This is a genomic window from Pseudomonas sp. 51_B, assembly GCF_017491595.1.
In the GTDB taxonomy this organism is placed as follows: domain Bacteria; phylum Pseudomonadota; class Gammaproteobacteria; order Pseudomonadales; family Pseudomonadaceae; genus Aquipseudomonas; species Aquipseudomonas promysalinigenes.
In genome coordinates this window covers 24,249-37,198 of the sequence record NZ_JAFGYW010000010.1, presented here as the reverse complement: position 1 = coordinate 37,198, position 12,950 = coordinate 24,249, and the positions used below count along the sequence as shown (strand labels likewise).

General features: G+C 62.2%; 11 protein-coding genes and 1 riboswitch. Of the genes, 4 read left to right on the top strand and 7 right to left on the bottom strand.

The window, feature by feature from the left end; all coding sequences use genetic code 11:
* Positions 1–17 precede the first annotated feature (17 nt).
* From J5M56_RS13285 to J5M56_RS13270, 4 genes are read right to left on the bottom strand one after another with little or no spacing between them, the layout of a single operon-like run.
* A complete protein-coding gene (locus tag J5M56_RS13285) occupies positions 18–986 on the bottom strand; it encodes a hypothetical protein (protein WP_060479267.1) in 969 nt (322 codons plus the stop codon).
* 55 nt (positions 987–1,041) lie between these two features.
* A complete protein-coding gene (locus J5M56_RS13280; protein ID WP_186476359.1) occupies positions 1,042–1,854 on the bottom strand; it encodes an aldo/keto reductase in 813 nt (270 codons plus the stop codon).
* Positions 1,851–3,026: an FAD-dependent oxidoreductase gene (locus J5M56_RS13275; RefSeq protein WP_186476360.1), complete on the bottom strand. Its 1,176-nt coding sequence runs from the start codon at positions 3,024–3,026 to the stop codon at positions 1,851–1,853. Before J5M56_RS13275 ends, J5M56_RS13280 begins: the two co-directional genes overlap by 4 nt.
* Before the next feature lie 46 nt (positions 3,027–3,072).
* Complete coding sequence (locus J5M56_RS13270; RefSeq protein WP_060479264.1) at positions 3,073–3,405, bottom strand: SMR family transporter; 333 nt, start codon at positions 3,403–3,405, stop codon at positions 3,073–3,075.
* 86 nt (positions 3,406–3,491) lie between these two features.
* Between J5M56_RS13270 and J5M56_RS13265 the strand changes: the two genes are divergently transcribed.
* Together J5M56_RS13265 and waaA are read left to right on the top strand one after the other, a co-directional pair.
* The gene (locus J5M56_RS13265; RefSeq protein ID WP_186476361.1) at positions 3,492–4,382 is read left to right on the top strand and encodes a LysR family transcriptional regulator; all 891 of its coding nucleotides are present in this window, start codon (positions 3,492–3,494) and stop codon (positions 4,380–4,382) included.
* Positions 4,383–4,393: 11 nt separating this feature from the next.
* Entirely contained in the window at positions 4,394–5,668 is a 1,275-nt protein-coding gene (waaA, locus tag J5M56_RS13260) for a lipid IV(A) 3-deoxy-D-manno-octulosonic acid transferase (RefSeq protein ID WP_207937106.1), read from the top strand.
* A gap of 73 nt (positions 5,669–5,741) precedes the next feature.
* Here waaA and J5M56_RS13255 read toward each other — a convergent pair whose 3' ends face one another.
* Both J5M56_RS13255 and J5M56_RS13250 read right to left on the bottom strand, forming a co-directional pair.
* Positions 5,742–6,932 carry a delta-60 repeat domain-containing protein gene (locus J5M56_RS13255; RefSeq protein ID WP_186476363.1) on the bottom strand — a complete coding sequence of 397 codons (1,191 nt, stop codon included), beginning with the start codon at positions 6,930–6,932 and terminating at the stop codon, positions 5,742–5,744.
* A gap of 106 nt (positions 6,933–7,038) precedes the next feature.
* Positions 7,039–8,481, bottom strand: coding sequence for a TolC family outer membrane protein (locus J5M56_RS13250; protein ID WP_060479260.1), 1,443 nt, complete (start codon positions 8,479–8,481; stop codon positions 7,039–7,041).
* A gap of 163 nt (positions 8,482–8,644) precedes the next feature.
* A riboswitch (TPP riboswitch) is annotated at positions 8,645–8,751 on the top strand.
* Between the two features lie 154 nt (positions 8,752–8,905).
* Between J5M56_RS13250 and thiC the strand changes: the two genes are divergently transcribed.
* Positions 8,906–10,786 carry a phosphomethylpyrimidine synthase ThiC gene (gene thiC, locus J5M56_RS13245; RefSeq protein ID WP_186476364.1) on the top strand — a complete coding sequence of 627 codons (1,881 nt, stop codon included), beginning with the start codon at positions 8,906–8,908 and terminating at the stop codon, positions 10,784–10,786.
* A 102-nt stretch (positions 10,787–10,888) separates the two neighbouring features.
* A complete protein-coding gene (gene cytX, locus J5M56_RS13240; protein ID WP_186476365.1) occupies positions 10,889–12,172 on the top strand; it encodes a putative hydroxymethylpyrimidine transporter CytX in 1,284 nt (427 codons plus the stop codon).
* Here cytX and J5M56_RS13235 read toward each other — a convergent pair.
* Positions 12,141–12,887: an RsiV family protein gene (locus tag J5M56_RS13235; RefSeq protein ID WP_207937105.1), complete on the bottom strand. Its 747-nt coding sequence runs from the start codon at positions 12,885–12,887 to the stop codon at positions 12,141–12,143. The two genes, cytX and J5M56_RS13235, sit on opposite strands and share 32 nt — an antisense overlap.
* Positions 12,888–12,950 lie beyond the last annotated feature (63 nt).

The window sequence follows — 12,950 nt, the reverse complement described above, 5'->3', positions numbered from 1 at the left end:
CACGGCAGCCCCACAGGCTATTTGTGCAGTGAGGTACGGGCGCGTCGCAGCAGTGCCCGCGCCTTGTCGCCGAAACGCTGCAGATGTGACGCCGGCTTTGCCTTCTGCTCTACCAGGCCCTGCTGCTTTACCCAGTCCTTCCAGCGAATTCTCTCGTCGGCCACTACCCAGCCTTCCTGCTGGGCGAAGCTCTCGGCCAAGTACAGCCCGCGTGTGCTGGCTGGTACTAGTTCATCCTTTTTCAAGGTGTACAGCTCGGCCAACGGCTGCCCGTCCTGCACCGGCATCAGGTAAAGATCCGGCCGCTTGCGATTGAGTCGCGCCACCAGTTGGTCGCCCTCCAACCGCTCATCGACATGGAACAGGCTGAGTTTCTTAGCGTCCCTTGGCACCTGCAGACGCATGTCGTAAATCAGCTGTAGCGAGGCCGTGGGCAGGTGCACGTAGGCCCGTGGCCGTTCGAGCAATATCTGGCTGGCGCAGTGTACTGGCCTCGCAGCGCCCGACTCTGGCGTCAGTGTGAATGGCAAGGCTTCGCGATAATGCAGCGCTGCGGCATAAGGGGCGGGGAGCCAAGTGTCGTTGAAGCGCCCGCTGAGCCAACCTTCCGGGGTTTCCAGCAGGCACTCTTCAGCTACCTCCTGCACGGCGGTGTGCAGTGGCAGGTTGAGTTCCTGGGCCGGGACATATCCGGAAATCAATTTCAGCACCACATCGCCGCGATCCTGGCGGCGTTGCCTCACCAACACCCAGTAGTCACGATGTTGCCAGTGCAACGTCAGGCGCACGGACACCCCCAGGTTGGCCAGCTCCACCACGAAGCGCTGCTTGTCGGCAAGCTGGATGGCTCGCCGCCGCTGTTGGGTCTGGGCAAAGTTCAGGGGCATGCCGATGCTCTGGTAGACCAGGCCTTCGGCGGTGGCTTCGACATGTAGGGGCAGCGTTTTGAAGTTGCTCGGGTTCTTGCGGATCAGCGTACGCGCCACGAGGCTCCTCCTTGCGTCGGGTCAGTTCCAGGCCCAGCCGTGGCTGGGTGGCAACTCAGTGCTCGCCCAGGATGCGGGCGACCGTGGCCACGTTATGGGCCAGATGCAACGGATTGATAGTGCCGACGATAGCACTGCTGACACCAGGGTGGGCGAAGAGCAGTTCGAAGCTAGCCTGTACCGAGTCGACCCCAGGGGCAAGGCAGATATGCCCACTGGCCAGTGCCTTTTTCACCAAAATGGCCTTGCCGTGTTCGGCAGCGTAGTCCAGCACTGGGCGTTCTGCCTGTTCGTTCAGGTTATAGGTGACCATTGCACAGTCGCCCTGTTCCAAGGCCTTCAGGCCGCCGGCAACGGTCTTGCCGGATAGGCCGTAGCCAAGAATCTTACCCTCCTGCTTGAGCGCGGCCAGGGTCTGATAGACCTCCTGCTGTTCAAGAATGGCCAGGTCATTGCCATCCGAATGCACCAGCACCAGTTCGATACGGTCGGTCTGCAGGCGCTGAAGGCTGCGTTCGACCGAGCGGCGGGTATGGGTTGCGCTGAAATCGAAACTGGACTGCCCGTTCTCGAACTCTTCACCCACCTTGCTGACGATGACCCAGTCATCACGCTGGCCGCGCAGCAATGGCCCCAGGCGCTCTTCGCTAAGGCCATAAGCCGGAGCGGTGTCGATCAGGTTGATGCCCAATCCACGGGCCTGGCCCAAGAGCAGGCGGGCTTCGTCATCACTTGGGATGGTGAAGCCGTTGGGGTATTTGACGCCTTGATCGCGGCCCAATTTGACCGTGCCCAGGCCCAGCGGCGAAACCATGAAGCCGGTACTGCCCAAGGGGCGATGAAGGCCGTGCAGGGTGGGTAGGCTCATGGCAGCAGTTGCTCCCATGCTGGTACACCCAGGGCCGGGCGGGGCAGGCCGGACAGGTCGGGCGTGGCAGCAGGGCGCACACCATCGCGATCGAGGCTTGCCAGTACGCGGTCGCTGAAGTCCGGTGCCAAGGCCAGTTTGGTCGGCCAGCCCACCAGCAGGCGCCGCTGCTCGGCCAGGAAGGCGTTGTCTGGGCGCACCAGCCCGGATTGTGCGGGTTCGGCACGATCGACGCGCAGGGTCGCCCAGCGCACTTGTTGCTGATCGACCCAAGGCAGCAGGCTGGCGATTTCCTGCTGCGCGGCGGCGATCTGTGCCGCAGTGTCGCGGGCAACGCCGTCGGCTTCGGCGATATCGCCACCCAGGTACCAGACCCATTGGCCATCGGCGGCCGGGTGAGTGGTGACGGTCACTCGCGGCTTCGGCCCGCCGCCCAGGCAGTGCGCATACAGCGGCTTGAGGTTAGGCCCCTTGGCGATCACCATGTGCAGCGGTCGAGTCTGCATGGCCGGCTGCTCGAGACCCAGCGCGTGCAGCAGGCCTTCGGTGCCTGCGCCGGCGCTGAGGACGATACGCTGGGCGCGGATTTCGCGGTCGTCGACGCGCAGGCCCACCAGTTCGTCGCCCTCGTGCAGCGGTTCGAGCTGCTTGCCAGCGAGCAGGCTGTCACCTGCCAGCTCGGCCAGATTCGCCAGCAGGCTAGGGACGTCGACAACCAATTCTGCCAAGCGGTAGACCTTGCCCTTGAAACCACGGTCCTGCAGCGCTGGCGGTAATTGTTCGCCTTTGACCTGATCGACACGGCCACGCACCGCTTTGCTGGCGAAGAAGCTGGTCAGGTTGCCGGCCAGGGTGCCTGGCGACCACAGGTAGTGGGCTTCGGACAGCAAGCGCGTGTGGCTCAGGTCCAGCTCGCCACTGCCAGCCAGCGCCTCACGCCAGCGTCGTGGCATGTCGGCGATGGCTTCGGAGGCGCCGGTCAAGGCACCGTGCAGTGCGTACTTGGTGCCACCGTGAATGATGCCTTGGGACTTGATGGTCTGCTCGCCACCGAGGCTGGCGCGCTCCACCAGCACTGTCGAGTAACCCAGGCGCTGCAGGCGGGCGTTGAGCCACAGGCCTGCGACCCCGGCGCCGACGATCAGCACGTCAGTGGAAATGGCAGATGGCATGGCGGTACCTCGAAGACTGGGACAGCTGCCAAGTATACAGGCTGTCTCAGTGCCCGGCAGTCTTGGAGAACAGCTGAATCACCACCACACCGCCGACGATCATGGCCATGCCCAGCATGGCTGGCACATCCAGCTTCTGCCCGTACACCACCAAGGCTGCCACGCTGATCAGCACAATGCCCAGCCCGGACCACAGGGCGTAGGCAATTCCCACCGGAATGCTGCGTACCACCAGGGTCAGCATCCAGAACGCGATCCCGTAGCCGACCACCATCAGCAGCAGCGGCAGTGGCGTGCTCAGCCCTTTGACTGCTTTCATCGAAGCGGTGGCAATCACTTCAGCAACGATCGCGATGGCGAGATAGGTGTAGGCATTCATGACAGGTTCCTCCGGCTACTGCTGGGCATTCTAGCGTTAGCCCAGGTGCGGTAAAGTCATTACCTATCCGGTGTGGAGATGGGTTGATGGCCGAGCGCTGGAGTCTTGAACAACTGCGTACCTTTTTAAGAGTCGCTGAACTGCGTTCGTTTTCCGCCGTGGCCCGTGAGCAGCGCAAGGCTCAATCGGCCATCAGCAATGCAATTGCTCTGCTAGAGGCTGATCTTGGTGTGACGTTGTTCGAGCGCAGCAGCGGTCGGCAACCGAAACTGACCGAAAACGGTATGGCGCTGATGGAGGATGCACGTGAACTGCTGCGCCAGTGCGAGCACCTGGATGGCCGCGCCTTGGCCCTGATGCGTGGCCAAGAAGCGCTGCTTCGGGTGGCCCAGGATGAAGCCATGCCGTATCAGCCGGTGATCGACAGCCTGGATGAACTGGCGAGCCGTTTTCCTTACCTTGAGGTGCAACTGGCCAGTGGCGCCCAAGGCGATGTGGCGCGCAAGCTCGCCGAGCGGCGGGCAGACCTGGGGTTGTTTTTTCATCATGAGCGTATTCCAGCCGCTCTGGAGCGGCGTGCGCTGGGCAGCGTGGAGATGGTCACGGTATGTGCGGCGGGGCACCCGCTGGCCGGTGAACGCCGGGTCAACCGCCAGCAATTGGCGCGGCATCGGCAACTGCTGATCACCCCGCAACAAAGTGGCTACCCCGGTGGTGAAGCAATCAGCCCGCAGGTGTGGCGGGCCGATAGTTTCTACGCCATGGCCGAACTGCTGATGCGTGGCCTGGGCTGGGCGTGGCTGCCACGCCATGTGGTGCAGTACCCGACCTACCAGGCGCACATGGTCGAACTCGCCAGCGAATGGCGCCCGCCGGCGCTGGTGGTAGAAATGGCCTGGCGCCGCGACGAGCCGCTCGGGCCAGCCGCGCAATGGTTGGCCGAGCGCTTTGCAGTGCACCTGCGTGCGATCGGGTAAACTGCGCCGCCATGAACAGAACACTCTATACCTTGCTGTTTCACCTGGGCCTGCCGCTGGTTGCGCTGCGCCTGTACCTGCGCGCGCGCAAGGCGCCTGCCTACGGCCAGCGCATCGCTGAGCGCTTTGCCCTTGATCTGCTGGTCATGCACCAGGGCGGCATTTGGGTGCACGCCGTATCGGTCGGTGAGAGCATCGCTGCTGCACCGTTGGTGCGTGCGCTGCTCAAGGCATACCCGGATTCATCGATCACGCTCACCTGCATGACCCCGACCGGGTCCGAGCGTATTCGCGCCATGTTCGCCGATGAACCGCGCATCCAGCATTGTTACCTGCCCTATGACTTGCCGTGGGCGGCCGGGCGGTTCCTGGACCACGTGCGTCCTCGGTTGGGCATCATCATGGAAACCGAACTGTGGCCCAACCACATCCATCAGTGCGCAAAGCGTGGCATCCCCGTGGCCCTGGCCAACGCCCGCTTGTCAGAGCGTTCGGCACGTGGATATGCGCGTTTTGCCAAGCTGACCCGGCCCATGCTTGCCGAAATGAGCTTCATCGCAGTGCAGACAGAGGCTGAGGCGCAGCGCTTTCTTGACCTGGGGGCGCGGGCTGAATGCGTGCAGGTGACTGGCTCGATCAAGTTCGACCTCAAGATCGATGAGCAATTGGTGCCCCAGGCCAGAGCCCTGCGCGAGCGATGGGGCGCCACCCAGCGCCCGGTATGGATCGCCGCCAGCACCCACGAAGGCGAAGATGCCTTGATTTTGCAGGCCCACCGGCAATTGTTGCAGGTGCATGGGGATGCGCTGCTGATCCTGGTGCCGCGCCATCCTGAGCGCTTCAATGCCGTGCATGCCTCGTGCGCTGCGCAGTTCGCCACGGTACGCCGCTCCAGTGGCGCAGCGGTAACGGCCCAGGCCCAGGTGCTGTTGGGCGACACCATGGGTGAGTTGCTGTTCCTCTACGCGCTCGCCGACATTGCATTCGTGGGGGGCAGCCTGGTCGCTACGGGGGGGCATAACCCACTGGAGCCCGCCGCGTTGGCGTTGCCAATGCTGATGGGGCCCCACGTGTTCAATTTCCTTGAAATCAGCGCGATGTTGCGCGAAGCCGGCGCTTTGCAGCAGGTCGATAATGCCGATGGTCTGGCCGAAGCCGTGCGGCGCTTGATCGAGCTGCCGCAGGATGCACAGCGCATGGGTGAGGCGGGCCGGGCGGTGATGAGGGCCAACCAAGGCGCCTTGCAGCGTCTGCTGGAGGGCCTTGCCCGTTTGCTGCGCGACTGAACCGGCTTCTGCGTAGGGCTTGCGCCAAAAGACTGGGCGTCGGCCCTTACGCAGATGCTCAGGGGGTGGGCTTTCATTCGGCCAGCGGGTACCAGGCGACGAAGCCTTGGCTACCGACATACCCGCAGAGTGCTAACTCGTTGGAGCCAACCAGGTCGCACCCCAGTACGGTTGAGTTCACTTGCGCTACCACCAGGCCGCCGGGGAAATCATCGGCAACCGTGCCATCGGCATGGCGGGAGGCGATGTAGTAGCGAGCGTCACGATTCTGCTCGGTCGTTTGCCCCAGTCCATAGATGCGCTGCTGTGCGCTTTGGTCTGTGCGGGACATGACATACCTCAAGTCGGCTTCGCGGTTTGCCGGCGCTATCACCACTGGCTTGAGCAGCAGACTACCGTTGGTTTTGAGGCGAGCCAGGCATCCACGATTGTTGCCGTCGGTGTCGGTTACCCCGACTACGTTCAGCGACTGCCCATCTTCACCTGGCGCAAGCGCTAGCAGTTTGGTCGCGATGTTCACCATGCCACCTTCACCAAAGCTTTCGTCCAGTTCACCCTGCGGCGTGTAGGCCGCTACCGTGCCACCTTGCCGCTGCTGACCAGTGAGGTAAAGGCGCTTGCCCAGCACAATGGCGTTGCTAGCTTCGAAGTTTGACGGTTCGAGCACGCCGTCTTTGGCGAACGAGGTGTCCAGTGTGCCTGCCGATGTCAGTTTCAGTACGAGACCTGTTTCGGCCGGGGAGAGTAGATAGCCACCATCGGCTAGGGTTGCGGCACCAGCACCCGTCATGCCGAGAGAGGCAATGCGCTGACGGCAAGATGCAGCCTTATAGTTCGCCGGTGACGCCGTGTAGCGTGAATCATTGAAAATGAACAGTCCCTGGTCGGCAAAGCTGTCGTCCAGGCTTCCAGAAGCCAAGCAGCGGGCAGCCGCTGGATAGATGCCCTGCTCAGCGAAAAGTACGCCGCTTATAAAGATCTTCGCGTGCTCTTGGGCGTTGGATGGCTCTAGATGCACAGACAGTGCGTAGAAAATCGCCTGCTCGTCGAAGGCATGCTCGATCAAGCCCCTTTCATTGAAAGAAGTATCGAGCTCACCATCGGGCAGCAGGCGAGCCAGAGTGAATTTGCCATCTTCCTGCGCAGAGTTGCCCACCACCAGCAGCTTGCCTTCAGCTGCAGGGCACAGGGCGCCCAACCATTCGGTGAAGTTGTACTGTATTAACCGGGGGGCGGGGGGCGTAGTCTGGGGATTGTTGTACATGCTGGCCTCTCTCCAAGCGGTGGGTCAGCCACTACGCTATGAAAAAAGGCCAGCATGCGAAACTGACAGAAATACTAGTCAGGAGGGTTGGCCTGGGCGATACCTTTCAAGGCGTCGAGGGCCTGCGCTCGAAGTTTTTCGCCGCCGCCGCCGCCAGGTCCGGTGGTAGGAAGTCCTTGTCCGGGTTGTAGTCCGGTTTCAGGTACTGCCTGAGGTCCTGCAGATCCTGCGGGCTCAGCGTGCCGGCTGCCTGTTTCAGGCTCAGGTTATCCAGAATGTAGTCATAGCGGCTGTTGTTGTAGTCACGCACCGATGTGTACAGCTGGCGCTGTGCGTCGAGGACGTCGACGATGTTGCGTGTGCCAACCTGGTAGCCGATCTCGGTGGCCTCCAGCGCGCTCTGGTTGGAGATGATCGACTGCTTGCGGGCCTGCACCTGTTCCACGTCGGTATTCACCGCGCGATGCAGGTTGCGGGTGTTCTCGACTACCTGGCGGCGCAGACTTTCGCGCTGCTGCTCGCTCTGGGTCAGGCGGGCGTAGGCCTCACGGACCTGCGAGCTGGTCAAGCCACCGCTATAGATCGGGATGTTCAGCTGCAGGCCGACGCTGGTCTGCTCCACATCGCCGCTGTAGCGCTGGCCGAACGGTGATGGGTTGTTGAAGCCCAGGTTATCGTTGTCGCCTTTCTGGTATTTGGCCACGGCATCGAGGGTCGGCGCATGGCCGGCCTTGCGCTGGCGCAGGGTTTGCTCGGCGGCGGCCACGGCGTAGTTGGTGGCCAGCAGATTGAGGTTCTGGCGGCCAGCGGTTTCCACCCAGGCTTTGGCGTCGTTAGGGGTCGGCACCCTGACCGGTAGCGTGTGCACCACGCCCTGGATCGAGCTGTATTCGCGGTTGGTCAGCGTGACCAACGCCTCGAAGGCATCCTGTACCTGGCGCTCGGCGATGATCCGGTTGGCGCGGGCGGTGTCGTAGCTGGCCTGGGACTGCAACACGTCGGTCTTGTCGGAAAGGCCGACATCGAAGCGTTCGTTGGATTGGTCCAGCTGGCGCTTGAGGGCTGCTTCCTCGGCCTTGGTCGCAGCAAGATTGTCCTGGGCACGCAATACGGAGAAGTAGTTTTGTGCCGTTTGCAGAATCAGGTTCTGTTCGGTGGCCGACAATTGCAGCGCCGCCTGTTCATCGACCGCTTCAGCAGCCTGAAGCTGGAACCAGCGATCGGCGCGGAAGATCGGTTGCGCCAGGGTAGCGCTCCACGTGTTGCCGCTGCGGTTGGCCGTAGCCGAAGGCTGGTCGATTTTGGTGCGGGTGTTGAGCATCTCGGCGCCGGCCGAAAGGTTGGGCAGCAGGCCAGCCCTGGCCTGCGGTACGACTTCTTTCTGCGCGCCGTAATCGGCACGTGCGGCAGCAAGATCGGCGTTGTTGTCGACAGCTTCCTGGTAAACACTCACCAGGTCGGTCTTTACCGTCGTGGGCATGTCAGCTGCCCAGACCCCTGTATTGGACGCACAAGACACGGCTATTGCCAGTGAAAGTTTGCGCAGCATAGAGGCAATCCTTGTACGAAAAATTTAATTACTGAACTGTTGAGTATCGAACGATGGGCCAGTGTAGTGCCATGCGCATCTGCCAACAATCACAGGCTCTGCCTTTCATCCCCCTGGCCATTTACCCGCTTGGCTTTACCGGCCACACCAGTCTAGACTGCGCAGGTTCTTGTCGGGGTGCCTTGAAGCAAAGGCTGAGATCGCAGAGGTGCGGATCCCGTTGAACCTGATCAGGTTAGCGCCTGCGTAGGGAACAAGATTGCTCGCCTTCCCGGGGAGCCTCTTGTGCCAGGTCCGGGAATGTCGCAGCTGCATGCAGCTTCAGGCACCCCCATATCTGGCACTGCACTAATCAAGAGTGCGTCCATGCCGTTCAGGTTCACCCCGACATTCCACTGCTAGGAAGCCGTCTGGAGAGCCTGTGATGAGCCAACAAGAAAAAACGATCAACCTCAGCGAGTCGGCGCAAGTCGATCAGCAATCCGTGCAACCCTTCCCACGTTCGCGCAAGGTTTATGTCGAAGGCTCGCGCCCGGACATCCGCGTACCCATGCGTGAAATCAGCCTGGACGACACACCGACCGACTTCGGCGGCGAAACCAATGCCCCCGTGCTGGTCTATGACACCTCCGGCCCCTATACCGATCCCAACATCATCATCGACGTGCGCAAGGGCCTGGCCGACGTGCGTTCAGCCTGGATCGAGGCCCGTGGCGACACCGAGCGACTGGATGGCCTGAGCTCCGAATTCGGGCAGCAGCGGCTGAACGATGCGCAATTGGCCAAGCTGCGCTTCGCCCATGTGCGCAACCCGCGCCGGGCCAAGACCGGCGCCAATGTTTCACAGATGCACTACGCTCGCCAGGGCATTATCACCGCCGAGATGGAGTACGTGGCCATCCGCGAGAACATGAAGCTGCAAGAGGCGCGCGCCGCCGGTCTGCTCAACGAGCAGCACGCAGGCCACAGCTTCGGGGCCAACATTCCCAAAGAGATCACCCCGGAGTTCGTCCGCCAGGAAGTCGCCCGCGGCCGTGCGATTATCCCGGCCAACATCAACCACCCGGAGCTGGAGCCGATGATCATTGGCCGCAACTTCCTGGTGAAGATCAATGGCAACATCGGCAACAGCGCCCTGGGTTCCTCGATCGAAGAAGAAGTGGCCAAGCTGACCTGGGGCATTCGCTGGGGCTCGGACACCGTCATGGACTTGTCCACCGGCAAGCACATTCACGAAACCCGTGAGTGGATCATCCGCAATTCGCCGGTACCGATCGGCACCGTGCCAATCTACCAAGCACTGGAAAAGGTCAACGGCGTGGCCGAGGACCTGACCTGGGAGCTGTTCCGCGACACGTTGATCGAACAGGCCGAGCAGGGGGTCGATTACTTCACCATCCACGCCGGGGTGCTGCTGCGCTATGTGCCTCTGACCGCCAAGCGCGTCACCGGCATCGTCAGCCGCGGCGGCTCGATCATGGCCAAGTGGTGCCTGGCCCATCACAAGGAAAACTTCCTGTACACGCACTTCGATGAGATCTGCGAAATCATGAAGGCCTACGACGTCAGCTTCTCCCTTGGCGACGGCCTGCGCCCGGGTTCGATCGCTGACGCCAACGATGCGGCCCAGTTCGGTGAGCTGGAAACCCTGGGCGAGCTGACCAAGATCGCCTGGAAACACGATGTGCAATGCATGATCGAAGGCCCTGGCCATGTGCCAATGCAACTGATCAAGGAAAACATGGACAAGCAGCTCGAATGCTGCGACGAGGCGCCGTTCTACACCCTTGGCCCACTGACCACCGACATCGCACCCGGTTATGACCACATCACCTCGGGTATTGGTGCGGCCATGATCGGCTGGTTTGGCTGTGCCATGCTCTGCTATGTCACCCCCAAAGAGCACCTGGGCCTGCCGAACAAGGATGATGTGAAAACCGGCATCATCACTTACAAGATCGCCGCCCACGCCGCGGATCTCGCCAAAGGCCACCCTGGTGCGCAGATCCGCGACAACGCTTTGTCCAAGGCGCGTTTCGAGTTCCGCTGGGAAGACCAGTTCAACCTCGGCCTGGACCCAGACACCGCGCGAGCTTTCCACGACGAAACCCTGCCAAAGGAATCGGCCAAGGTCGCCCACTTCTGCTCGATGTGCGGGCCTAAGTTCTGTTCGATGAAAATCACCCAGGAAGTGCGTGAATACGCCGCCAAGATCGAAACCGTCGATGTGACGGTCGAGCAAGGCATGCGTGAGCAGGCCGAGCGGTTCCGCCAGGAAGGCAGCCAGCTTTATCACAAGGTGTAACTGGCTTTATAGCTGCCTAGAACCGGCCGGCTCTTCGTGGGTGACCCCGCGAACAGGCCTGCCGGCTCAGCAAATACCTCAACACTTTCGGCGATCACAACAATGACCACCCCAAGCCAATTTTCCCCCGACCACCCGGTCCCCACCCACCAACGCATCTTCGGTGCCCGTGACCTTTTCTCGCTATGGTTCTCCCTGGGCATCGGCCTGATGGTGCTACAGGTCGGCGCCATGCTGGCGCCTGGGCTGGGCCTTGCCGGCGCGGTGCTGGCCATTGCCTTGGGCACCGGTGTCGGTGTGCTGCTGCTGGGGGCTGCCGGTGTCATCGGCAGCGACACCGGCCTGTCGGCCATGGGTACCCTGAAACTGAGCCTGGGCCGCCACGGCGCACGCCTTCCGGCTCTGCTCAACCTGCTGCAATTGGTGGGTTGGGGAGCCTTCGAGATCATCGTCATGCGCGATGCCGCAAGCCTGCTGGGCGCGCGGGCATTCGGTGAAGACAGTGCCTGGAACAGCCCGATGCTCTGGACCCTGTGCTTCGGCGCCTTGGCCACCTTGTTGGCGGTCAGCGGGCCCTTGGCGTTCGTGCGCAAGGTGTTGCGCGCCTGGGGGATCTGGCTGTTGCTGGGGGCGTGCCTGTGGCTGACCTGGAACCTGTTCGCCAAGGCCGACCTTGGGCAATTGTGGAACCGCGCCGGGGACGGTTCGATGTCCCTGGCCGTGGGCTTCGACATCGCCATCGCCATGCCGCTTTCGTGGTTGCCGCTGATTGCTGACTACTCGCGCTTCGCGCGCAACGGCAAGCATGTGTTCGGTGGCACCGTGGTTGGCTATTTCATCGGCAACACCTGGCTGATGAGCCTGGGCGTGGCCTACACCCTGGCATTTGCCGCCAGTGGTGAGGTCAATGCGCTGCTGCTTGCCCTGGCAGGCGCGGGCATGGGTATACCGCTGCTGCTGATTTTGCTGGACGAGTCGGAAAAAGCCTTCGCCGACATTCACTCGGCGGCTGTTTCAACTGGTGTGTTGCTGCCGCTCAAGGTAGAGCACCTGGCGTTGGCTATCGGCGTGCTGTGCACCTTGATCGCCCTGCTGGCGCCATTGGCCCAGTACGAGAACTTCCTGCTGTTGATCGGCTCGGTGTTCGCACCGTTGTTCGGCGTCGTGCTGATGGACCACTACGTGATCCGTCGGCGGCGCCTGCCCGCCCAGGTCGAGGGGTTGCACTGGCAGGCGCTGGTGGCTTGGGTTGTGGGCGTGGTGGCCTATCACCTGATCGCCGCCAAGGCGCCAGAGCTGGGCGCTACCCTGCCAGCACTGTTGCTGGCAGGTAGCTTGCACGGGCTGCTGAGCTTCAGCCGCGGCCGGGAAATAGCTCGGGCTTGAGGATGCCGTTCAGGCGCGGATAGGGGATTTTCAGTTCGACGTGGCCCATGGAATAGGGCGCAATGGCATACACCTCGTACTTCACCACGACTGCGCCGTAGGTCAAGGCGATGTGTGGCGAGCGCTTGAATGGCCAGGTCTTGACGAACTCGGCATCCTTGTCCATGCCAACGCTGATCAGCCAGGCGCGGTGGGACTCCTCGACGGTCTTCCAGAAGGCTTGCTCCTGGCCTGGCACCAGCATGTCCTGCAGGGTCAGGACCTTATCCAGCTTGCGCGAGTAGTTGATGAAACCGCGCCCCGGCATACCGTTGGCGCCGCCACTGTCCAGGTAGCTGGACAGCTCGATGATCACCAGCCCGTCATGCTGCTCGCGTACCTTGGCTTGCAAGTAGCTGCTGTTGCGTTTGTCGGCACTGGCCAGGTATTGCTGCTCGTAGGCCTGCAGGGAGCTTGGCGCGGTGCCATGCTGATTGTCTTCGGTCAGTTGCAGCAGGCGTTTTTCGACAATGGCGTCGAGCTTGGGCTGGGCCGGGAAATGAACGGTGTCGATGTTCACCAGCGGGCAGTCGCTGGCGCTGCAGCCGGGCTTGACGTGCTCCCAGGCATCACGCTTGACCTCCAGCGGGGTCCGGTAGTTGGGCGCGAACAGGCTCTGGCAGGCGCCCAGAGCGAGTGCCAGCACGGCCACGGAAGTCAGTTTGACGAGTGTCATGATGATCCTTGCAGAACAGGGAAAAGTCGGACTATGACCGTCTGCGCGGCCTTCGGTTCGCCA